This is a genomic window from Pseudoalteromonas sp. ASV78 (assembly GCF_047806705.1).
Lineage (GTDB): Bacteria > Pseudomonadota > Gammaproteobacteria > Enterobacterales > Alteromonadaceae > Pseudoalteromonas > Pseudoalteromonas prydzensis_A.
The window spans coordinates 1119272-1139910 of sequence record NZ_JBLOPA010000001.1 but is presented as its reverse complement, the minus strand read 5'-3'; the positions used below and the strand labels follow the sequence as shown (position 1 = coordinate 1139910).

The following is a 20639-nucleotide window of genomic DNA, read 5'->3' as shown; positions in this document are numbered from 1 at the left end:
CTAACCGATATAAATTAATAAATGCCAACCTTAAGGTTGGCATTTTTGTTGCTATTCTATATATTCCACTGCAAATACCGAAAAACATCGTTTTGTCTAAATTAACGACAATAATTGTTTAATTATTCATTAAAAGCAGAAAAGTTTGTATTAAAAGCTTGTAACAATTGGTGTTTGTAGATATACCTATAAATATTCGCGCCCGTAAATGGGCAAAACACATTTAAAATACTTGGTTAGAAATAGGCAACTATGGGCAAATCGCTAGTAATTGTAGAGTCTCCTGCTAAGGCTAAAACAATTAATAAATATTTAGGAAACGATTTTATCGTCAAGTCCTCTATTGGGCATGTACGAGATCTTCCTACCTCCGGTTCAGGCAAAACCAAAACGGCTGCTATAAAAACGCCTGCAGAAGTGCGAAAAATGGCACCAGAAGAAAAGGCCGCGTACAAAAAACAGCGTGATTATACTAATCTAGTTGCTCGAATGGGGATTGATCCAGAGCAAGGTTGGCAGCCACATTACGAAGTATTACCAGGTAAAGAAAAAGTTGTTCAAGAATTACAAAAGCTTGCTGAAAATGCTGACCAAATCTATCTCGCAACGGATTTGGATAGAGAAGGTGAAGCCATTGCTTGGCACCTGCAAGAGATCATTGGTGGCGAGCCAGAGAAGTATAAGCGCGTCGTATTTAACGAGATCACAAAAAATGCCATACAGGCTGCCTTTGAAGCACCTGGAGAGCTAAATACCGACATGGTCTATGCCCAACAGACTCGTCGCTTTTTAGACCGTGTGGTTGGTTTTATGGTGTCGCCATTATTATGGGCTAAAGTGGCCCGTGGTTTGTCTGCTGGTCGCGTACAGTCTGTTGCTGTGCGTTTGTTGGTGGAGCGTGAGCGCGAGATCAAAGCATTTATCCCTGAAGAATTCTGGGATATTCATGCGGATGTTAAAAATACTGAATCTAACCTTCGTTTAGAAGTCGTTAAACAAGGCGATAAAGCCTTTAAACCAGTTAACCAAGCCCAAGCTATGGCTGCAACCGCAGCACTAGAGCAAGCTGAATATAAAGTTGTTAGTGTTGAAGAAAAGCCCAGTAAAAGTCGCCCAAGTGCGCCACTTATTACCTCAACCATGCAGCAAGCTGCCAGCACTCGCTTAGGCTATGGTGTTAAAAAGACCATGATGTTAGCGCAGCGCTTGTATGAAGCCGGTTACATCACTTATATGCGTACTGACTCGACGAATTTGTCGAAAGATGCTGTTGCAATGTGCCGTGATTACGTAAGCGAGCAATTTGGCGATAAGTATTTACCGAAAGAGCCTATCAATTATAGCTCGAAAGGAAATGCTCAAGAGGCGCACGAAGCGATCCGTCCTTCCAGTGTTAGTGTATTGTCTGGGCATTTAGATGGCGTAGATCCAGATGCTAAAAAACTTTATGAGCTAATTTGGCGTCAATTTGTTGCCTGTCAAATGGTTGCTGCTGAATATGACTTAACAACCTTGACCGTTAACGCCGCTGATTTCCAGCTCAAAGCGAAAGGGCGTGTGTTACGTTTTGATGGTTGGACAAGAGTACAACCTGCAGTGCGTAAGAAGAATGAAGAAGACCAATCACTGCCAGCAATAAAACAAGGCGAGATATTAAGCCTGGTTGAACTTGATCCTAAACAGCATTTTACTAAGCCGCCAGCGCGTTTTAGTGAAGCGAGTTTAGTTAAAGAACTTGAAAAGCGGGGTATTGGTCGCCCATCTACCTATGCATCTATTATCTCAACGATTCAAGATCGTGGCTATGTGCGCGTTGAAAACCGCCGGTTCTTTGCAGAAAAAATGGGTGAGATTGTTACTGATAGATTAGTTGAGAACTTTACTGATCTAATGAACTTTGACTTCACTGCAAAAATGGAAGGTCGCTTAGATGATATCGCTGAAGGTGAGCGCGTTTGGACTCAAGTACTCGATAAATTTTACGCTGACTTTTCTACGCAACTGACTTTAGCCAGTGGCGAAGAAGATGAAGGCGGAATGCGCAAAAATGAAATGGTCGAAACGGACATTGACTGCCCAACCTGTGGCAGAAAAATGGGTATTCGCACCGCTTCAACAGGTGTATTTTTAGGCTGCACAGGCTATAACTTACCACCTAAAGAGCGTTGTACCACAACGATGAATTTAGTGTCAGGTGATGAAGCGGTTGCTGCTGATGTTGAAGATGTTGAAACCGAAACATTAATGCAAATGAAGCGTTGCCCAATTTGTGAAACGGCGATGGATTCATACCTGATAGATGAAACTCGTAAATTACATGTCTGTGGTAATAACCCCGCGTGTAAGGGCTATGTAGTCGAGCAGGGCACGTTTAAAATTAAAGGCTATGATGGCCCTATCATTGAATGTGATAAGTGTTCATCGGATATGCAGCTTAAGTCTGGTCGTTTTGGTAAATATTTTGGTTGTAGTAATGATGAATGTAAGAACACTCGTAAATTACTACGTAACGGTGAAGCTGCGCCGCCAAAAGAAGATCCAGTTCAGTTACCTGAACTTGAATGTGAAAAATCGGATGCATACTTTGTACTACGTGACGGTGCGGCCGGTATTTTCTTAGCCGCTAATACCTTCCCTAAATCGCGTGAAACACGTGCTCCTAAAGTAGAAGAGTTACAGCGTTTTAGAGATCGTATCTCACCTAAGTTTTATTATCTTGCCGATGCACCAGCGAAAGATCCTGATGGCAACTTAGCAATTGTTCGTTATAGCCGTAAGAATAAAGAACAGTATGTAATGACTGAAGTTGATGGCAAAGCAACAGGCTGGACTGCGCATTTCAATGCCGGAAAGTGGGTTGCAGAGGCGAAGAAGAAAGCAGCACCGAAAAAGAAAGCTGCGGCCAAAAAAACGGCGCCTAAAAAAGCAACTAAAGCGAAAAAAGACGCTGAGTAAAATGAGCAGCAAGCGCGCTTTTTAGCGTATTTGCTAGGTTCATACCTCATAACAAAAAAACCGGAACGCACACCCTTGTGTCAGTCCGGTTTTTTTATAGCAAAATTTCGCAATGGCAATTTTGAGATTAAATTTTTACGTCAGTGACTTTTTTGTAGCCTTCAGACTCAAGCTCATCATTAACGCATTTTAACACGTATGGTTTAAGCTCTTCATTGCTGATGTCGTCGTCTTTAGCCCAGTTTAGACACATTTCTGTGTATTCTTTAATTGTTTCGGCTGGAGCGTCAACAGCATCACCTGCAACGGCAAATGTTGTATAAACGGCAAACAGAGGTGCGACAATAAGTGTTAGCAATGCTTTTTTCATTCGTTCATTCCTAAAAAAGTAGTGACTGTTGTTTTATGGATTCAAAAACAACAGTGATCCAATCAAGCAATACGCTGTTGGTAAGTGGATTTTTAAACGAAATGACAATAAAAGATAACGAAATATTTTTATCGTAAAGACAAATAGAGTGTAATAAGAGACTGTAAGATTGTGTTGTTATTTAAAGATACTCAACCACATAGCCTTTAAACTCGGTTCTTGTGCATACATATTCATGCCCATTTTAAAGGTGCGCGCGGCAAAAATACGTAAGTAATAAAAGCAGCCGATGCTCAGCAACAGTGATAACAGAGGTTGCCAAAATGCGAGCTCAACCAGCGACATACGTACTGGCATGACAGCAAATGCGGTAATTGGTAAGTAGCTCAGTACAGTTGTTAATAGACTATTTGGTGCATCAATAACAAAGAAAGCAATGCAGATAGGGGCCACAGGCAGCATCATTAACGCGCTTTTACTACTGTGGTTAGGATCATCAATGCCCGCTGCAACAGCGGCCATAAATGCGGCGCAGATGCTAAGTCCAGCAATCGCAAAGGCAAAAAACCAAGGCAGTAATGACCAATTCACAAAATGTAAATCAAGCGCTTGTTGTTTAATCACCACAGTAAAAAACAGCATAGATAATACAATCGACAATAGCGTGCTAAGCATGGTTTTGACTGCAAGCAATATTTGCCCCAGTAACTTACCATCGAATAGCCGTGATCAATTGGATTTTTTGCTGATTTCCTTTCGAAAGTGATTTTGAGGATCGTTTAACGCTCAGTTAAATTAAACTTAGCCAGCCAATAGGCGCAATGCTTATTAAACTCGCTATCTTTAACGCCGTGTAATGCTGCAAAAAACTGTAGATTTTGTTTTAGTGTTTTTTCTGGGTAGAGGCCACGATCCTCTGGCAGATAACCAAGTAAGTGGGCTGGGATCGACGCATATGTGTGCCCTGAATCAGTCAGTTCAATGGAGCCACTGTTTGCGCTAGAAAAGCCAACGAGCATTTTGACTAACGAAGATTTACCCGCACCATTGGGACCAAGTAATGCAAAAATTTCCCCAGGTTGTACAGTAAAAGACAGTTTATTCACGGCGACAACGCTTTGGTGGCGTTTCTCAAGATTGTTAATGATTAACGACATGTGTTCACTACACTGTTTTTTCTTATCTTAATAGTTAAAAGCTATTTATGTAACAGTTTATAAACAGCAAATTGTAAGTAAAGATGTAAAAAGGCATCCATATAGGCATAATGCTCGTGATATTTCACGAATTTGGTGCACTGCAATGATAAAACAATTTTTAGACGATCCAAGCTTATTGTTAAACGCTGTGGGTGAGGGCATTTATGGCTTTGATCTAAGCGGTAATGCGGTGTTTGTAAACCCAGCCGCAGAGCGAATGACCGGTTGGCGAGCAGATGAGCTATTAGGTAAAAAAATTCATCAGTACCACCATCATAGCCATGCCGATGGTCGCCCTTATCCAGCGAATGAATGCCAAATATACTGCACTATGTTTGATGGTAAACACCGCCAAGTTAAAGGGGAAGTGTTTTGGCGTAAAGATGGTAGCCGCTTTGCTGTGGAATATACATCAACCCCAGTATATAAAGATCAGCAATTGATAGGAGCAGTCGCGATATTTCGCGATGTATCAAAGCAGCAACAAACCGAGCAGGCTCTACGCGATGCGTTAGCGCAAGTAAACCACTTAAGTGAGCAATTAAAAGAGCAAAATAACTATCTAATTGCAGAGCTTAATGAAGACTGGCAAGAGTCTGGTTTAGTTGGCAAAAGTCATATTTTTCAAACTATGCTAGAGCAAATAAAATTGGTTAGTCCAACCGACAGCACAGTATTGATCTTAGGCGAGAACGGCACGGGTAAAGAACTTGTCGCGCGCAATTTACATCGTTTAAGTGCACGTAGTAAACAATCGTTTATCAAGGTCAATTGTGCAGCATTTACGGCCAGTTTATTGGAGTCAGAGCTATTTGGTCATGAGAAAGGTGCGTTTACTGGGGCCAATGAACACCGTAAAGGTCGATTTGAATTAGCCGATAATGGCACGCTATTTTTAGATGAAATTGGAGAATTGCCACTCGAGGCACAAAGTAAATTACTGCGGGTACTGCAAGAACATGAATTTGAGCGAGTAGGCAGTAGCCAGACACGTAAAGTGAATATTCGGGTGATTGCTGCCACTAATCGTGACTTATGGGAGATGGTGCAATCAGGACGTTTTAGAATTGATTTATATTATCGGTTAAATGTTTTCCCAATTACAGTGCCACCATTAAAACAGCGTAAAGAAGATATTCCCTTGCTATGCAGTAACTTAATTGCACAGCTAAATAAACGCCTTGGTAAGCAGCTCAAAGGAGTGAGCAAAAAAGCCATAGCACAGTTACAAGCTTATGACTGGCCAGGCAATATTCGCGAATTACAGAATGTACTAGAGCGTGAGGCGATTTTGTCTAAACAGTCGGTATTACAGCTAAGTCAACCACTGCGTAGTGGAGCAGCTTTGATCAGTAATACAGAGCTGAATTTAGATGAGGTACAGCGGTTACATATTCTAGCGGTGTTAGAGCTGTCAAATTGGCAAATTTCTGGCAGCCAAGGCGCTGCAGTTAAGTTAGGTATGCCGGAGAGTACGTTGCGCTCAAAAATGCGCAAGCTTGCAATCAATAAAAGGTCGTGATATATCGCGATTTCCGTTATATATCGCGAAGTTGATTCCAATATTTAATTTTAATTCCTTAATATTCATATAGTTATTTTATCTTTCAGTTTGGTCTGAAAGTTGCAAAAGAGTGCTTAACCGTCACATTAAGTACTCGTAATTATGAAATTTGATATTAAAGAAGAAGATATGATCATCAAGCCCTATAACCATGAAGGGCCTATTTATATTCGTGAGCAAAAAGGATTTTTTCAGCGTATTCGCCGTAACTTGGGTTGGTTACTGATGCTGACATTTATTGTTATTCCTTGGCTCCCATACCATGGTCAGCAAGCGGTATTGCTCGATGTTGCGAGTCAAAAGTTTACTATTTTTGGGCTGACCTTACTGCCTCAAGACTTTATGATCTTGGCGTTGCTATTTATGCTAGGTGCCTTTGCGCTGTTTTTTGTTACCAATTGGCTTGGCCGGGTATGGTGTGGTTATACATGCCCGCAAACTATTTGGATGTTGATGTTTTCGTGGGTGGAGCAACGAATTGAAGGAACGCGTAATCAACGTATTAAATTAGATAAATCTGCCTGGACATTATCAAAATGGCAAAAGAAAATAATTAAACACAGCGCTTGGTTGATCATTTCTTTATTCACTGCCACATCGTTTATGGCGTATTTTATTCCGGCTAAAAGTCTGTATGGGGATATGTTTACTCTGCAATGGTCGGGGATCACTAGTTTTTGGGTATTTTTGTTTGCCTTTTGTACTTATGGAAATGCTGGTTTCTTAAGAGAAAAAATGTGCACCGTTGCTTGTCCATATTCACGATTTCAGGCAGTAATGTTTGATAAAGATACATTACTTGTCACTTATGACAGTGCGCGAGGGGAAAACCGTGGTCCACGTAAACGTAAGGCCGATCCGAAAGCGTTAGATTTAGGTGATTGCGTAGATTGCAATTTATGTGTGGAAGTGTGCCCAGCAGGGATTGATATTCGCAACGGCCTTCAATATGAATGTATTAACTGTGGTTTATGTATCGATGCTTGTGATGACACTATGGATAAATTTGGCTATCAAAAAGGCTTGATCAAGTACGCAAGCGAAAAACAGATGGCTGGCGAGCAAACTAATCCATACCGGTTGAAACTGGTCGGTTATGGTGCGCTCACGGTTTTATTAATGGTCAGTATGTTAGCGTGGTTAGTGCAACGCACGCCAATCGAAGTATCAGTACTACGTGATCGTAACGCATTATATCGGGTAAATTATGAGGGCTTGGTTGAAAACCCCTACACCCTGACAATTATTAATAAAACTCAGCAGTTAGTGCATTACCGAGTCGCGATCAGCGGTCTTGATGTGGCTAAGTTACAGAGCCCTCAACTTACAGCTGTCGAAGCTGGTCAAATGAAGCGCATCCCAGTCACTGTTGTTGCCGATGGCTATGATTTACCAAATAAGCTCAATGCACTTGATTTTGTGATCACAGCCGAAGAAGACCACAGTATTAAGGCATCAATAAGCAGTGTTTTTTATCGCGACTAAGTTACGCAAAGTGCAATTGAGCTGCTTTATCGGCCATTGTTTGGTTAACAAAGGTTTTAGCTTGTGCTAAACATTTAAACAGACGATGGCGAATATCCACGCTCAGACCTGCATTGTGAATAATGCGTTGCATTTGATTGATTACGATAGCTGAATCAAAAATATAAGCGCTGGCAATGCATCCATTATGAACCATGGCAGAGGCTAACAGTGTAAGTTGTTGCTCTGCTTGGGGAGTTGCAGCCAACAGATTTTGAGAATTACTAATATATCCCCATGGTTTATTGGCAAGCTGACTAACTTGTTCAAATAAGCCATTGCTAAATGCGGTCACTAAGCTTGCATTAAGATTGCCGCAGAAATCAGCGATGATAATATTTTGCTCGCGGTGTAAACTAACTTGACCATGTTTATTGCTAAATTTCAACGTGCTTCCTTGTGAGAAAATTTAAGAGCGCGAATTTTATACAATTTAAACGCGGAGTCTAGGTATTTTTTAATTTTTTATAAATTTGCATTAATTAATCAGTGAACAATATATAACCAGATTAAAAATGTCAGAATAGGGCCTAAATATAATTACCAATAGACCCTCGCGATAATTATTTTGTGAGCAGGTGATCCAATGCACCTTTAATCGCTGCAACTTGAGCTGTAATACATAGCTCCTCTGTTGCCGTTGGACTATCTGGGTACACCTCAGTCGTCGTGACATACTGTGCATCTGTAAAGCCCATACATAAACCGAGTTCTCGTGCTGCGTAATTGATCACACCATGTTGCTCTAGTGGCACACCAATGAGTTGATTGTTTTCATCACTGGGCGCGATTTGAGTTACTTTAGTGACAGTGTCAATAATCGCCTTTTGGAATTGTGGTTCAGGTTTATTGCTATCAGCGACAAGATAAAACCCATCAGGAATATTCCAATTAGTGTTCACCTTGCCGTCACGAGCCGCAAGTGCAGGGCGAAACTCACTGTTGTCAGTGTCAGTTGTTTCATGCAGATCAATATGCGCTAATAAAGGTATATTTTGTGCTTTAATATAATTTATTAGTGCTGCTGACTCTGGTGCTGGGCTTGGTGAATAAAACGAACGGTTTGGATCTATGGCGGCTGGATTCCAACGATTAATGGTTTCATATCCCCATGGGCTAATACAAGGGGCAACCAGTAAGTTAAACTCTTTTGTATATTTCATACCTAGCGTTTTCATAAAATGTAATGCGCCATGAACACCGCTTGTCTCATAGCCATGCACGCCACCGGTGATCAGGATGCTCGGTTTATTCGATGCCCACTGTTTTGATTTAATAATAAAGAGAGGATAGCGAGTAGGATCAAAACTGAGCGCACCATATTGCTCAACCTCGAAATCATTATCCAGTTGGTTGATTAAAGTGACAACTTGTGATTGATAACTGCGTTTAATCGTTTGTTGGTTAAACCAGCACTGTTTATCTTTATCATGCCAAGGCGTGCCTTGAGTACCTATTGGATAGTTATTTTCGCTCATAGAACCTTCATTTATTACAACAAAGGTTTAGCTTATCGCTGTGCTAACTTCACTGCAACTAGCTGCGACTAACACACAACGGTGAATTATCAATATTAAGCTTTATAAGCGGTTATCTGGACTCATATAAATTGGCATGTTGGCGCTTATGGGCTTCGAATAAATAGGCCCTGAGATGTTCTTTCCCTTGATGAATATGAGTGATCTTGGCGGCCATGCCTCGCTTACTAAAACGTACCGGCTCGATGTCGATAGTAATATTTCTCTTGTTTGGCAGGGTTAATTTTATTTGTTGATCAACCGCTAAAGGAGCCTTTTGAGTCGTAGATTTTAGAAAAAGCCCAGTACTTGAGATTGATTCTACTTCAAAGCCTTGGCTCTGAATATTGAGATTATCACCACGCCAACAGCGTTTTATTCCTCGTGTATCAATAACTTCAGGGGCGCTTAGTACTGGGGTCAAAACGCCTGTTTTATCAATTTTTATTGCAAGTGGAAACCATAATTGATAATCGCCAACTTCAGCCAGTAGTGTTAATTTTGTATTGTTTAGTAATTCAGCAATATTGGCAGGGACAGCGCTTTGTAATGTCAGCGTATGATTGTCCTGCAATTTTGCAGGAGCCGTCACTTGAAAAAGATCCGTTATAAAATTTAGTTCTTCATTGGTCATATCCATATAGCACCTGATCCCATGCACGCGATAATGCAATTAACACCGTATTTTCAAGTCGATAATCTATACATACAATTATGTATAACGGCAGCGCAGTAACATACTTGAGTTATTTAAGAAAATAAGCATATTGTGCGCCATAAAGTCGTCTTTTTAGATTGTTAACATGTACAGGGGTTAGCACTTTTATACAGAGTCAGATGATAAATCTACCCTTATTTATTCTTATATGAGAGATTTTTATTGCTTAAATAATCATCGGCTAAATTTTAGTGCTAGAATTCACATAAATAACTGGACCTGATAAAGCTATTAAGGGTATTTTAAAGTTGTGATTTTTTACTGCAATTATAAAAATAGTTTTAGCATTGCTACCTTACTTTTATCTCGTTTACATTAATCAACTGCTCTTTACGAATCTTTTCACGCCGAATACTTTCATCTGCTTATATTCCTTTAAATTATTCTGGTGTACTTTCAAGTGCACGGTTTTTACGCGCACGTAATTAATGGGCAATATATGGACAATATTTTCTATCAACAATCAATAATTAACTTCATTGCACAATATGCCTGCAACTCTAAATCACAATTAGTAACGATGGTTGATGATACGCGCAGTACTTTAAGAGTTGATGCGTATCGGGTGTTTGAAAATACTCTTTCAAATTATCAACAATGGGGTGTAATTGAATACAGTAGCTTAGATAGTCTGCTCAAAAGTGTTGCTGTGAATTTGAAAACGACAAGTGAGTCTGAGTCTTTTCTTGTTTCACAGCTAGCAACTTGGTGGCAAGAATGGCATTTCGCGCTATTGATGCATACAACACCGAACCAGCATAATTTTGTTTCGGTACACCATAATATTGAACATTTAACGCAACATAATAAACCATCAACCCGTCAGCATGATTTGAGCGAATACGTTAATTTATTTACGCAAGTGCCCATACCTTTATGCAATGTATGTATGCACACCGAAAATATAATCCGCATAAACCAACGTTTTGTTGATGTGTTTGGCTACACTATTGACGATATTCCAACACTCAATGATTGGTGGCTTAATGCTTACCCTGATCCACACTATCTGATGTGGGTGCGACAAACGTGGCAACAAGCTCTTAGCTTTGCGTTAGAAAATGATACTGATATTCAACCACAAGTTTATTGTGTTACTTGTAAAGATGGCTCTCATATAATGATGGAAATTTCGGGAAGATATTTTAAACACGAATTTTTAGCTATTTTTAAGGATGTAACACAGCATTTAGCTGTTGAAGATACACTTCGCGACATGGCTTTTGTAGACTCATTAACTCAAATTGCCAATCGACGTTGCTTTGATGACAAGTTAGTCAATGAACTTGAATTAATGCATAAAAAAATAAAACCGTTATCAATGCTCTTAATCGACATCGATTATTTTAAACAATACAACGACAACTACGGCCATATTAAAGGCGATGAATGCTTGTATCAAATTGCGCAATGTATTGCGGCGACGATAAATCACGAAAAGGATTTTGTTGCACGTTTTGGCGGTGAGGAATTTGTGGTGTTACTGCCAGAGGCTGATCCGAAAAAGGCTTTACATAGTGCATTACAAATCCAGCAAGCCATTAATCAGTTAGTTATTAAGCATGAATATACTGATATTGGTTATATAACACTAAGCATGGGCATTAAAACTTTGCATAATCCCCAAACTGGCGATTATACCTATTTTGTTGATGCGGCAGATAAAGCCTTGTATCAAGCAAAAGGACAAGGCCGTAATTGTATTGTTGTTAGTGAAGATTGATAGCAAAATCAGCTAGCGCTGCTAGGCGCATTTAAAATAGCAGCGCTCAAATTTAGCTTACTTTATTGTTCATCAGTGATTACTTTATAATGGCCATTATCAATTCCTTTTAACGTGTAGCCACCAATACGATAACGGATTAAACGTAAAGTAGGGTGGCCAATATGTGCTGTCATCCTTCTTACTTGGCGATTACGCCCTTCGGTAAGAGTAATACTGAGCCAACTAGTTGGAATGTTTTTTCGCTCTCTAACGGGAGGATTACGTGGCCATAAAGTTGGCTCATCTATACGTTTAACAATGGCGGGTAATGTGAGTCCATCTTTGAGCTCGACGCCTTGGCACAGTTGTTTAATTGCTGCATCAGTTGGCTCACCTTCAACTTGTGCCCAGTAAGTTTTACTGGTTTTTTTGTTTGGCGCTGTTAAAGTGTTTTGTAACTTGCCACAATTAGTGAGCAATAGCAGGCCCTCACTGTCTCTATCTAATCGTCCTGCTGCATACACATCTTTAATGGCAATAAAGTCAGCCAAGGTTTGTCTGTTTGCTTCATCAGTAAACTGGCACAACACATCAAAGGGTTTATTAAATAAGACAATTTTGCGCTCACTTGCGGCAATGGCTGGTTTGATCTCGCGCTTTATTGAGTTATTCACTTTTTTGGTTGTAATTGCACCGCGATTATAACTACGGCCGCTATTTCGACGTTTTGCTGTATTACTTGGTTTAGCAGTTGTCATTGTTAGATGCACCGTGCCGGTTTTGGTAAACCGGCTATTTTAGTTGCTTGCTTAGCAGGGCCTTTAGGAAACAGTTTATAAAGGTAGATACTATTGCCTTTATCTTCACCTAGCGCTTTTGCCATTGCTTTTACTAACATTCTTATTGCTGGGCTGGTGTTGTATTCTAAATAGAAATTACGCACAAAATGGATCACTTCCCAGTGTTGGGAGGTTAATTCAATGTTTTCTTGCTCGGCAATAACGCAGGCTAATTGTTCATTCCATAACTGATGATCAAGTAAGTAACCTTGTTTATCCGTGTCGATAATTTGATTATTAAATTCAAGCATGCATTACCACGTAATAGAGTGAGATGTAGCTAATGTTAGCGCGACAAAGTCGTCATAACTAAGCGAGTGATCGGGCTGATTGATTGTGATATCTCGTACCTTGGCGTCATCAGCAAGTATTAATAAGTGCGTTGCAAGTTGTCTAAATTGGCTAATAGCAAAGCATGCGTCACTTAATAATAATACTTTGTCCGTTGGCTGGATCAGGTTAACTAATTGATCTGTGTTGTAATAGCCAAGTGGCTTGGAAAATATATGTAAGGTGCTCATAAGTTCACTATCTGTTGTTGCTGGGCAATCAGTTGACTTTGCTGCTGATAATTAAGCGCTTTTACTTCTACTACCAGGTTATGTTTATCAAGGCCATACTCGAGCAGAGACTTTTCACATACATAAATGTTTTCAACATCGTAAATTTCTAGTGTTTTAATGGTTTTAAAGTAATTTTTTAAACCTATCTGTTCAGGTTGTTGATGTTTTTTTAAGGCAAGTACCGCAGGACCGCTAAATAACCAGCTAATATTTTGCTCAACAGCAGCGAATATTAATGTCATATCTAATGCATCACGAATATGTAAGTCATCAAAAGGACTATGTTGGCTTAATACCAGTACATTGATCATTTAAACTGCACCCATTTGTCGGCATCACTAGCCAGCATGGCAAATTCAGCAAGACCTGCAACAGTGAACACACCGGTATTGTTTATGTCTACACCACGCTTTTCAGCGGCAGTAACGCATAACATTAAATTGACCCCTTGCTGATGTAATTGTTGCCATAACGCATTAATCGGTAATTCATCAGCAGCCAAATCTAGTTGCTCGTTGGCATGAAAAACGCCGTTCTGATACAAAAAAATGGCATCGATGTTATGCCCTTGTGTTAAACATGCTTGTGCAAATTTAACCAAACGTTGCGTGGTATCATGATCCGATGGTGCATTGTGCAGAGAAAGTACAAATCGTGCCAAAACTATTCCAATAAAAAAGCCCCTAAAGAGGGGCTATTTTAACAGAACTATTTAATTAGTCATTATTTGCGCCAAGTAGTGCAAGCAATGAAGTAAATAAGTTATATACACTTAAATATAAAGAAACAGTTGCACGAATGTAGTTAGTTTCGCCACCGTTAATAATGCGGCTAGTATCAAATAAGATAAGACCAGACATAATTAATACAACCGCTGCATTGAGCACCATAAACATCAATGAACTACCAATGAAGATATTCACGATACTGGCGATGATCACAACGATAAGACCCACTGTTAAAAAACCACCCATAAATGAGAAGTCTTTCTTAGTGTTAAGTGCATAAGCAGACAGGCCTAAAAAGATCAAAGCCGTAGAACCTAACGCTTGCATAATAAGCATAGGGCCATTCGGCATAGCAGCATAATGATTAAGCAGTGGACCAAGGCCAGCGCCCATTAAACCCGTGAATGCGAATACCCATGCAACGCCTGATGCACTGTCAGCTTTTTTATTTACCACAAATAATAGGCCGAAAGAAACAAGCGTGAAAACTAACCCCATAAAATAAGGGAGTTGTAATGCCATTGAGATACCAGCCGTCACAGCACTAAATGCTAATGTCATAGCCAATAAGAAATAGGTGTTTTTAAGTACCTTGTTTGTTTCAATGGTCGACATAACCGGTCTAGCGGTATTGTACGAATGATTAAATGCCATTTTAGAGCTCCTTTAGAAACCTGTTTTTAAGTTGTGATAATTAAACTGAAGTTAGATTACCAATACTTCTATATTAGGGCAAACCTTTGTAGTTCAATAGACCGATAATTAAAAAGAAAAGTTCAATTTTGCATGGTTTTTACTCTGCGCTGTGTTAAGAGTGTACAAATTAATGGTTTTTTAAGCAGTTAAACTTTTTTTTGAAAAAAAAGCTTCACAAAGACCACGGCCTTCTCTATTATGCAGGCCGTGCGGAGAGATGGCAGAGTGGTCGAATGCACCGGTCTTGAAAACCGGCAGGGGTTTATAGCCCCTCTAGGGTTCAAATCCCTATCTCTCCACCACCTAATTTAAAATAGTTGTGAGTACACTCTTACTCGTAACTTAAAGCAGTTTCGGAGAGATGGCAGAGTGGCCGAATGCACCGGTCTTGAAAACCGGCAGGGGTTTGTAGCCCCTCTAGGGTTCAAATCCCTATCTCTCCACCATATAAAATAGCCCGCTGATTAAGCGGGCTTTTTTGTGCCTAAAGTTTTTATTATTGAAAATTACGACCATAGTCTCTATTTCGATGTTGTAAAACATCATGCATCCTTAGTATTTATTCTAAGCCTGATTTTAAGGACGTATTATGAAGCATCGGCTTGCAAAAAGTGTTGGGTTATCATTACTTTCACCTGTGATCATCGGTAGTGTGTTAGGCGTTTATTATGCATTAACGCTCAATACCGATCCGCTGACTACCTTTTTCCAGTTACTCATGAGTGCGATAGCCAATGCACATATTGTCGGTTTAACCATGGCTGCGTTTGTCGTACCTGGGTATTTATTGATGTATAAGTACGCAAAAGTAAATTACTCAGGGGTACTGACATTAGGCTTACTTGGTGGTGCAATATTTAGTTATTTACTCAGCGCCACAGGCGGTATGGTATTTTTGATTAACACTGTAATGTCTGCACTTGCAGCAGGGTTATTTTTATATGGCCTAAGACAAGGTGCAGTAAAACAACAACCTCCTCAATAGCAGAATTATTAACCAAGCTTGCTGAAATTTAGGGCAAATTGTTTTTTTTTGCTTTGAAAAGGTTTCAATTATTGGCGACAAAGAGTACCTTTAGCTACTGTATGTTTGATAAGAAGTAGTTTGGTATGCAAAAGCAAGAATTTTACCAGTCATTAGTTAAACAAACTGAATCGCTAATTACTGGTGAGCCTAATATTATTGCCAATATGGCGAATATCAGCGCGCTGTTATTTACGTCACTTGATGATGTCAATTGGGCTGGGTTTTATTTAATCGACTCACCTACTGAATTAGTGCTTGGTCCGTTTCAAGGTAACCCTGCATGTATCCGTATTCCTGTCGGAAAGGGTGTCTGTGGGACTGCCGCTGCAACTGCGCAAACTCAACTTGTTGAAGATGTACATGCATTTGCAGGACATATTGCCTGTGATGCAGCGTCTAACTCTGAGATAGTAATACCTGTCCATAAAAATGGTGAAGTATTTGCAGTCTTAGATATAGACAGTCCAAGTATTGCTCGGTTTGATGCGGATGATCAGCAAGGTTTAGAAGCACTCGTAGCGTGTTTTGAGGCAACAATTGCATGAAAGACTTAGTAAATGTACAGGATTATCTGTTTGCCATCACTGATGTAGGTGATTGGGAAGGGGATGAAGAACATGTAGCGGAAACGCTCAACGATTTAATTCATATTGCTTGGGATCGCCTTCCTGATGACACGGAATGTGAATTAATTGATGAAATAATTAATGGTATTTGGGAACACCTTCGAGGTGATATGGCTGTAATTGAAGCCGACTTTGAAGAGCTGGTCGACTGGGTAACACACTACGTCGATTCGTCCCTTGATGAAAAGATGTGAAACATAGGTTCTAAAATGGAAACCACAAACAAGCTAAAAGATATTAATGAAGTGTTGGAATTTTTATATCAAGAATTCCCACAATGTTTTAAACAAAAAGACGGTATCAAGCCGCTGAAAGTAGGTATCTTTAAAGATATCGCTGAGCGAATTGAAGGGTCTGAAAAAGTTAGTAAAACGCAGGTTCGTCAAGCGCTTAGAAAATACACGTCGAATTGGCGTTATTTAGAAGCGGTGACTAAGTCTGAGTTTCGTATTGACTTAGATGGTAATCACGGCGCCAAAGTTGAGCAAGAACATATTGATCATGCTCAAAAGGCCCTTGAAGAAAGCCGTGCGAAAATGGCTAAGCGTAAAAAAGCGCAGCGCCCACGTAATGATTCAGACACAAAACCTTACAAAAAGAAACCTGGCCAATTCAGCAAGTCAGCTGATAAAAACGTTAAAGTTAACACTGCACCAGCGAAGGCTGCGCCGGTTAAACGTTCAGGTAAAATTGAACCTTTACCAGCAAGTGAGGTCAAGGTTAATAACAAAGTTAAAGTTAAACTTGGCCAAGCCCTTGTTAATGCCGTAATCACTGAAGTGAACAAAGATGATGTTCATGTTGAGTTGGTAACGGGCATGCAAGTTAAAACTAAAGCAGACAGCCTGTACATTATCTAAAAGCTGTATATAAATTAAGGAGTTGTGTATGAGTCAGAAGTTTACGCTCATTCCGTTAGTTGCGGCCCTGTATTCGGGTTTATTATTTGCATCAGATGTTGCTGATGTCGCTGAAGTTGTTACGGCAAAAGACTTGCCAGTCCTTGCACAAGAAAGTCAGCATAGTACGGCTAGCAAACGGGTGACGAACTTATTTACTCGTGCACATTACAAACCTATTCGTTTTGATGACGCACTTTCAAGTAAAGTGTATGACCGTTATATCGAATCCCTTGATTTTAATAAAAGCGTCTTTTTGGCTGCGGATGTTGCCTCATTTGAGCAATACCGCAACCAATTTGATAATGCGCTGACCACAGGTAAGCTTGATTTTACCTTTGATATTTTCAACCTTAGTATGAAACGTCGTTTTGAACGTTATGAGTATTCGTTAAGTTTACTAGAAACAGAAATGACGTTTGATGAGGCTGATGAATATTACTTTGATCGTGAAGATGCTGAGTGGCCACAAACGCAAGCTGAGCTTGATGAGCTTTGGCGCGAGCGTGTTAAATATGATGCACTACGTTTAAAAATGACCGGCAAAGATTGGGCTGGTATTAAAAAAGTACTGACTAAGCGTTACCACAATGCGCAAAGACGTCTAGTACAAACCAACAGTGAAGATGCATTTCAAATCGTAATGAATTCATTTGCGCGTAGCATTGAAGCGCACACCTCGTACTTATCACCACGCAGAGCGGAACAGTTTAAGATGGACATGGATCTTGAACTTGAAGGTATAGGTGCCGTACTTAGCTATGACGAAGATTACACGGTTATTCGCAGCCTAGTTCCTGGCGGACCTGCTGATAAGTCTGAGCAAATTAAAGCGGACGACCGCATTATCGGTGTTGCGCAAGATAAAGAAGAATTTGTTGATGTAATTGGCTGGCGTTTAGATGACGTAGTTGATTTAATTAAAGGCCCTAAAGGCACTAAGGTGCGGTTACAATACTTAAAAGGTGTTGATGATCATGGTGCGCCAAAAGTCGTTGAAATTATTCGTGACAAAATTCGTTTAGAAGACCGCGCCGCAAAATCAGAAGTCTTTGCGGCAAAATACTCTGATTTAACCAGTAAGATAGGGGTCATTGAAATTCCAGGTTTTTATAATAACCTCTCTAAAGATGTAAAAGTTGAACTGGCTAAGTTAAAAGAAGCCAAGGTTGACGGCATCATTATCGATCTACGCCAAAACGGTGGTGGCTCACTTTATGAAGCAACACAACTATCTGGATTGTTCTTCGACCAGGGCCCTGTGGTTCAAATACACACTTTGAATAACCGCATTGAAGAACAAAAAGACCGTGACGGTGTCACATTTTACGATGGTCCATTAACCGTATTGGTTGATCGTTATAGTGCGTCTGCGTCTGAGATTTTTGCAGCCGCCATGCAGGACTATGGTCGTGCAGTTGTTATCGGTGAGCAAACGTTTGGTAAAGGCACAGTGCAGCAGCATAAGGGCTTAGGTCGTGCTTATGATTTATACGATAACCCACTTGGCAGTGTGCAATACACCATTGCGAAGTTCTATCGCATTAATGGTGGTAGTACCCAACATAAAGGCGTGATCCCAGACATTTCATTCCCATCAGCAATTGACCCAGCAGAGTGGGGAGAAAGCCAAGAAGATAATGCATTACCATGGGATAGCATTATTCGTGCAAAATATAATTCAGTCGATGACTTAGATGCAGCAATAGCTTACTTAAGCAAAGCCCATGATGAACGTATTAAGTCTGAGCCTGAATTTAACTATGTGTTTGAAGATATTACACGCTATAAAGAAGAGAAAGATCGGAAAACGATTTCATTAGTTGAAGCTCAACGTATTAAAGAAAAAGACGAAGGTGAAGCGCGTGCATTAGTACGTACTAATGAAAGACTCGTTCGCTTAGGTGAAAAGCCAGTTGAAAACTTGGATGATGTGCCTGACGTTTTAGACGATTTAGACCCATTTTTAGAGGAAGCCGCATTAATTACGCAAGACTATATTAAATTTGGTCGTGTAGCTAAGAAATAGGGCGATTTTCCCGATTAATTTAAAAGGCGCTTTTGCGCCTTTTTTGCTGCCTAAAGCTCTTGATATTGCTATAATTGCTGATTAAACGCAGATAATTAGTTACGCTCAATGTCGTGTTCGTGCTAAAAATAATAATTAAACGCGTATATAAATACGTGTAGGAGCCTCTATTTTGAAGTCATTAGAAGAAAAACCTATCCCACAGGCCAGCTTTTTTGATGCCCTGATCCCTATTACTGTACTGATCTGTTTACTTGGTGCTGCGGTTTACCTATTTGGTGATAGCTCATCATCTGGACCAAACCAAATAGCCTTGTTGTTTGCAACCTTTACAGCAGCACTGATTGGCCTGAAAAATGGCTACACCTGGAAAAAATTAGAGCAAGCAATGATTGAAGGGATCACTTTATCATTGGGCGCGATATTAATTTTGTTAATGGTTGGTGCGCTAATTGGTACTTGGCTGCTTTCAGGCACAGTGCCAACGTTGATTTATTATGGCTTGCAAGTCATCAACCCTAGTTGGTTTTATGCCGCAAGTTGCTTAATTTGTGGCATCGTGGCAATGAGTATTGGTAGTTCTTGGACCACTGCGGCAACAATAGGTGTTGCATTACTGGGGGTTGCCACAGGACTTGGTTTAGAGCAGACAGTGACAGCGGGTGCGGTAATATCCGGTGCTTACTTTGGCGACAAGCTCAGTCCATTGTCTGAAACAACCAATTTAGCCCCGGCGGTTGTGGGCGCTGATCTATTTGAACATATCCATCATATGCTGTGGACCACGGTGCCAAGCTTTGTCATTGCTTTGATCATTTTTGTGTTTATGGGCTTTAACGCTACGGCCTCCAGTGAAGCTGGCCGTATTGATGAGATCACAGCCATTTTGCAGCAAAACTTTAATATTGGTTTTGAAATGCTGGTGCCATTATTAGTTTTACTCGTGTTAGCGATTAAAAAAATGCCTGCATTTCCAGCGATTTCAATTGGTGCGGTGATTGGTGCGGTTTGGGCTATGCTGTTTCAGTCAGACTTAATTGCATCACAAATAGATGGCTCAAAAGGCGAGCTTGTTGGTTATTTCAAGCTAGTTTGGACGACCTTTTTTGATGGTTTTAGCATCGCAACGGGTGATGAAAAAATGGACTCATTGCTCAGTGGTGGCGGCATGTCTGGTATGTTAACCACGACTTGGCTGATCATGACTGCCTTGATGTTTGGTGCCATTATGGAAAAAACTGGCTTGCTTGATATTTTTGTAAAAAGCATTCTTAAAATTGCGAAAAGTACCGGTTCGTTGATCACCGCGACAATCGCAACCTGTATTGGTACTAACGTGATTGCAGCTGATCAGTACATCGCCATTGTGGTGCCTGGTCGGATGTTTAAAGAAGAATATAAAAAACGCGGCTTGCAGCCAGTTAACTTATCAAGAACATTAGAAGATGGCGGAACGATCACCAGTCCTCTGATCCCATGGAACACCTGTGGTGCGTACATGCAAAGTGTCTTGCTGATCAATCCTTTTGATTATGCGCTGTATGCATTTTTTAATCTTATCAATCCATTGTTAGCTGTTGTGTATGCTTACCTCGGCATTAAAATCTTACGTATTAAGCCTAAACAACAGGCATAAATTAGTTGCTCCCCGCTGTCGGGGAGCCATTTTTGGAGTTTTCC

At 40.3% G+C, this 20639-nt stretch carries 22 protein-coding genes and 2 tRNA genes; 12 read left to right on the top strand and 12 right to left on the bottom strand.

Annotated elements, in window-relative coordinates; all coding sequences use genetic code 11:
* Window positions 1-252 precede the first annotated feature (252 nt).
* Window positions 253-2955, top strand: coding sequence for a type I DNA topoisomerase (topA, locus tag ACMVDV_RS05195; protein ID WP_416157425.1), 2703 nt, complete (start codon window positions 253-255; stop codon window positions 2953-2955).
* A 127-nt stretch (window positions 2956-3082) separates the two neighbouring features.
* On the opposite strand, the gene ACMVDV_RS05190 is transcribed toward topA, so the two are convergent.
* From ACMVDV_RS05190 to ACMVDV_RS05180, 3 genes are all read right to left on the bottom strand, one after another.
* Window positions 3083-3325 (bottom strand): hypothetical protein, encoded by a 243-nt coding sequence (locus tag ACMVDV_RS05190; RefSeq protein WP_416157424.1) that lies wholly within the window; start codon window positions 3323-3325, stop codon window positions 3083-3085.
* Between the two features lie 177 nt (window positions 3326-3502).
* Window positions 3503-4000 carry an ABC transporter permease gene (locus ACMVDV_RS05185; RefSeq protein WP_416157423.1) on the bottom strand — a complete coding sequence of 166 codons (498 nt, stop codon included), beginning with the start codon at window positions 3998-4000 and terminating at the stop codon, window positions 3503-3505.
* A 104-nt stretch (window positions 4001-4104) separates the two neighbouring features.
* On the bottom strand, window positions 4105-4482 hold the full coding sequence (locus ACMVDV_RS05180) for an ATP-binding cassette domain-containing protein (RefSeq protein WP_416157422.1): 378 nt from the start codon (window positions 4480-4482) through the stop codon (window positions 4105-4107).
* A gap of 145 nt (window positions 4483-4627) precedes the next feature.
* On the opposite strand from ACMVDV_RS05180, the gene ACMVDV_RS05175 reads away from it, so the two are divergent.
* Together ACMVDV_RS05175 and ccoG are read left to right on the top strand one after the other, a co-directional pair.
* Window positions 4628-6046, top strand: a complete 1419-nt coding sequence (locus ACMVDV_RS05175) for a sigma-54 interaction domain-containing protein (protein ID WP_416157421.1) — start codon at window positions 4628-4630, stop codon at window positions 6044-6046.
* A gap of 144 nt (window positions 6047-6190) precedes the next feature.
* A complete protein-coding gene (gene ccoG / locus ACMVDV_RS05170) occupies window positions 6191-7573 on the top strand; it encodes a cytochrome c oxidase accessory protein CcoG (protein WP_416157420.1) in 1383 nt (460 codons plus the stop codon).
* Between the two features lies 1 nt (window position 7574).
* Here ccoG and ACMVDV_RS05165 read toward each other — a convergent pair whose 3' ends face one another.
* The 3 genes from ACMVDV_RS05165 to ACMVDV_RS05155 form a co-directional block, all read right to left on the bottom strand.
* Entirely contained in the window at window positions 7575-8000 is a 426-nt protein-coding gene (locus ACMVDV_RS05165) for a hypothetical protein (protein ID WP_416157419.1), read from the bottom strand.
* A gap of 175 nt (window positions 8001-8175) precedes the next feature.
* The gene (locus ACMVDV_RS05160; RefSeq protein WP_416157418.1) at window positions 8176-9090 is read right to left on the bottom strand and encodes a M14 family metallocarboxypeptidase; all 915 of its coding nucleotides are present in this window, start codon (window positions 9088-9090) and stop codon (window positions 8176-8178) included.
* 112 nt (window positions 9091-9202) lie between these two features.
* Entirely contained in the window at window positions 9203-9769 is a 567-nt protein-coding gene (locus ACMVDV_RS05155; RefSeq protein ID WP_416157417.1) for a hypothetical protein, read from the bottom strand.
* Window positions 9770-10286: 517 nt separating this feature from the next.
* On the opposite strand from ACMVDV_RS05155, the gene ACMVDV_RS05150 reads away from it, so the two are divergent.
* Window positions 10287-11570, top strand: coding sequence for a diguanylate cyclase domain-containing protein (locus tag ACMVDV_RS05150; RefSeq protein ID WP_416157416.1), 1284 nt, complete (start codon window positions 10287-10289; stop codon window positions 11568-11570).
* Between the two features lie 62 nt (window positions 11571-11632).
* On the opposite strand, the gene ACMVDV_RS05145 is transcribed toward ACMVDV_RS05150, so the two are convergent.
* The 6 genes from ACMVDV_RS05145 to ACMVDV_RS05120 are packed head-to-tail and all read right to left on the bottom strand — an operon-like array spanning window position 11633 to window position 14336.
* Window positions 11633-12310: a pseudouridine synthase gene (locus tag ACMVDV_RS05145; protein WP_416157415.1), complete on the bottom strand. Its 678-nt coding sequence runs from the start codon at window positions 12308-12310 to the stop codon at window positions 11633-11635.
* A 2-nt stretch (window positions 12311-12312) separates the two neighbouring features.
* Window positions 12313-12642, bottom strand: coding sequence for a TusE/DsrC/DsvC family sulfur relay protein (locus tag ACMVDV_RS05140; RefSeq protein ID WP_304185438.1), 330 nt, complete (start codon window positions 12640-12642; stop codon window positions 12313-12315).
* Between the two features lie 3 nt (window positions 12643-12645).
* Window positions 12646-12912 (bottom strand): DsrH/TusB family sulfur metabolism protein, encoded by a 267-nt coding sequence (locus ACMVDV_RS05135; protein WP_304185436.1) that lies wholly within the window; start codon window positions 12910-12912, stop codon window positions 12646-12648.
* A complete protein-coding gene (gene tusC, locus ACMVDV_RS05130) occupies window positions 12909-13265 on the bottom strand; it encodes a sulfurtransferase complex subunit TusC (RefSeq protein WP_304185434.1) in 357 nt (118 codons plus the stop codon). Before tusC ends, ACMVDV_RS05135 begins: the two co-directional genes overlap by 4 nt.
* A complete protein-coding gene (tusD, locus tag ACMVDV_RS05125; protein ID WP_304185433.1) occupies window positions 13262-13615 on the bottom strand; it encodes a sulfurtransferase complex subunit TusD in 354 nt (117 codons plus the stop codon). The genes tusC and tusD overlap by 4 nt, the downstream gene beginning before the upstream one ends.
* Before the next feature lie 55 nt (window positions 13616-13670).
* The gene (locus ACMVDV_RS05120; protein WP_304185431.1) at window positions 13671-14336 is read right to left on the bottom strand and encodes a Bax inhibitor-1/YccA family protein; all 666 of its coding nucleotides are present in this window, start codon (window positions 14334-14336) and stop codon (window positions 13671-13673) included.
* Between the two features lie 253 nt (window positions 14337-14589).
* Between ACMVDV_RS05120 and ACMVDV_RS05115 the strand changes: the two genes are divergently transcribed.
* The 8 genes from ACMVDV_RS05115 to nhaC all read left to right on the top strand — a co-directional run bounded on the left by ACMVDV_RS05115 (window position 14590) and on the right by nhaC (window position 20595).
* Window positions 14590-14680: transfer RNA gene (locus ACMVDV_RS05115), tRNA-Ser, on the top strand.
* A gap of 53 nt (window positions 14681-14733) precedes the next feature.
* A tRNA-Ser gene (locus ACMVDV_RS05110) sits at window positions 14734-14824 on the top strand.
* Window positions 14825-14967: 143 nt separating this feature from the next.
* Window positions 14968-15363 (top strand): hypothetical protein, encoded by a 396-nt coding sequence (locus ACMVDV_RS05105; RefSeq protein ID WP_304185429.1) that lies wholly within the window; start codon window positions 14968-14970, stop codon window positions 15361-15363.
* A gap of 125 nt (window positions 15364-15488) precedes the next feature.
* Window positions 15489-15950, top strand: a complete 462-nt coding sequence (locus tag ACMVDV_RS05100; protein WP_304185427.1) for a GAF domain-containing protein — start codon at window positions 15489-15491, stop codon at window positions 15948-15950.
* Entirely contained in the window at window positions 15947-16225 is a 279-nt protein-coding gene (locus ACMVDV_RS05095; protein ID WP_064666123.1) for a hypothetical protein, read from the top strand. Before ACMVDV_RS05100 ends, ACMVDV_RS05095 begins: the two co-directional genes overlap by 4 nt.
* Before the next feature lie 15 nt (window positions 16226-16240).
* The gene (gene proQ, locus ACMVDV_RS05090) at window positions 16241-16891 is read left to right on the top strand and encodes an RNA chaperone ProQ (RefSeq protein WP_304185424.1); all 651 of its coding nucleotides are present in this window, start codon (window positions 16241-16243) and stop codon (window positions 16889-16891) included.
* 28 nt (window positions 16892-16919) lie between these two features.
* On the top strand, window positions 16920-18959 hold the full coding sequence (gene prc, locus ACMVDV_RS05085; protein WP_416157414.1) for a carboxy terminal-processing peptidase: 2040 nt from the start codon (window positions 16920-16922) through the stop codon (window positions 18957-18959).
* Between the two features lie 172 nt (window positions 18960-19131).
* A complete protein-coding gene (gene nhaC, locus ACMVDV_RS05080) occupies window positions 19132-20595 on the top strand; it encodes a Na+/H+ antiporter NhaC (protein WP_416157413.1) in 1464 nt (487 codons plus the stop codon).
* Window positions 20596-20639: the final 44 nt, after the last annotated feature.

Excerpts from the sequence above, each read along its gene's own strand:
- topA (WP_416157425.1), top strand. The coding sequence starts at position 253 with ATGGGCAAATCGCTAGTAATTGTAGAGTCTCCTGCTAAGGCTAAAACA.
- ACMVDV_RS05190 (WP_416157424.1), bottom strand. The coding sequence starts at position 3,325 with ATGAAAAAAGCATTGCTAACACTTATTGTCGCACCTCTGTTTGCCGTT.
- ACMVDV_RS05185 (WP_416157423.1), bottom strand. The coding sequence starts at position 4,000 with ATGCTTAGCACGCTATTGTCGATTGTATTATCTATGCTGTTTTTTACT.
- ACMVDV_RS05180 (WP_416157422.1), bottom strand. The coding sequence starts at position 4,482 with ATGTCGTTAATCATTAACAATCTTGAGAAACGCCACCAAAGCGTTGTC.
- ACMVDV_RS05175 (WP_416157421.1), top strand. The coding sequence starts at position 4,628 with ATGATAAAACAATTTTTAGACGATCCAAGCTTATTGTTAAACGCTGTG.
- ccoG (WP_416157420.1), top strand. The coding sequence starts at position 6,191 with ATGAAATTTGATATTAAAGAAGAAGATATGATCATCAAGCCCTATAAC.
- ACMVDV_RS05160 (WP_416157418.1), bottom strand. The coding sequence starts at position 9,090 with ATGAGCGAAAATAACTATCCAATAGGTACTCAAGGCACGCCTTGGCAT.
- ACMVDV_RS05155 (WP_416157417.1), bottom strand. The coding sequence starts at position 9,769 with ATGGATATGACCAATGAAGAACTAAATTTTATAACGGATCTTTTTCAA.
- ACMVDV_RS05150 (WP_416157416.1), top strand. The coding sequence starts at position 10,287 with ATGGACAATATTTTCTATCAACAATCAATAATTAACTTCATTGCACAA.
- ACMVDV_RS05145 (WP_416157415.1), bottom strand. The coding sequence starts at position 12,310 with ATGACAACTGCTAAACCAAGTAATACAGCAAAACGTCGAAATAGCGGC.
- ACMVDV_RS05140 (WP_304185438.1), bottom strand. The coding sequence starts at position 12,642 with ATGCTTGAATTTAATAATCAAATTATCGACACGGATAAACAAGGTTAC.
- ACMVDV_RS05135 (WP_304185436.1), bottom strand. The coding sequence starts at position 12,912 with ATGAGCACCTTACATATATTTTCCAAGCCACTTGGCTATTACAACACA.
- tusC (WP_304185434.1), bottom strand. The coding sequence starts at position 13,265 with ATGATCAATGTACTGGTATTAAGCCAACATAGTCCTTTTGATGACTTA.
- ACMVDV_RS05120 (WP_304185431.1), bottom strand. The coding sequence starts at position 14,336 with ATGGCATTTAATCATTCGTACAATACCGCTAGACCGGTTATGTCGACC.
- ACMVDV_RS05105 (WP_304185429.1), top strand. The coding sequence starts at position 14,968 with ATGAAGCATCGGCTTGCAAAAAGTGTTGGGTTATCATTACTTTCACCT.
- ACMVDV_RS05100 (WP_304185427.1), top strand. The coding sequence starts at position 15,489 with ATGCAAAAGCAAGAATTTTACCAGTCATTAGTTAAACAAACTGAATCG.
- ACMVDV_RS05095 (WP_064666123.1), top strand. The coding sequence starts at position 15,947 with ATGAAAGACTTAGTAAATGTACAGGATTATCTGTTTGCCATCACTGAT.
- proQ (WP_304185424.1), top strand. The coding sequence starts at position 16,241 with ATGGAAACCACAAACAAGCTAAAAGATATTAATGAAGTGTTGGAATTT.
- prc (WP_416157414.1), top strand. The coding sequence starts at position 16,920 with ATGAGTCAGAAGTTTACGCTCATTCCGTTAGTTGCGGCCCTGTATTCG.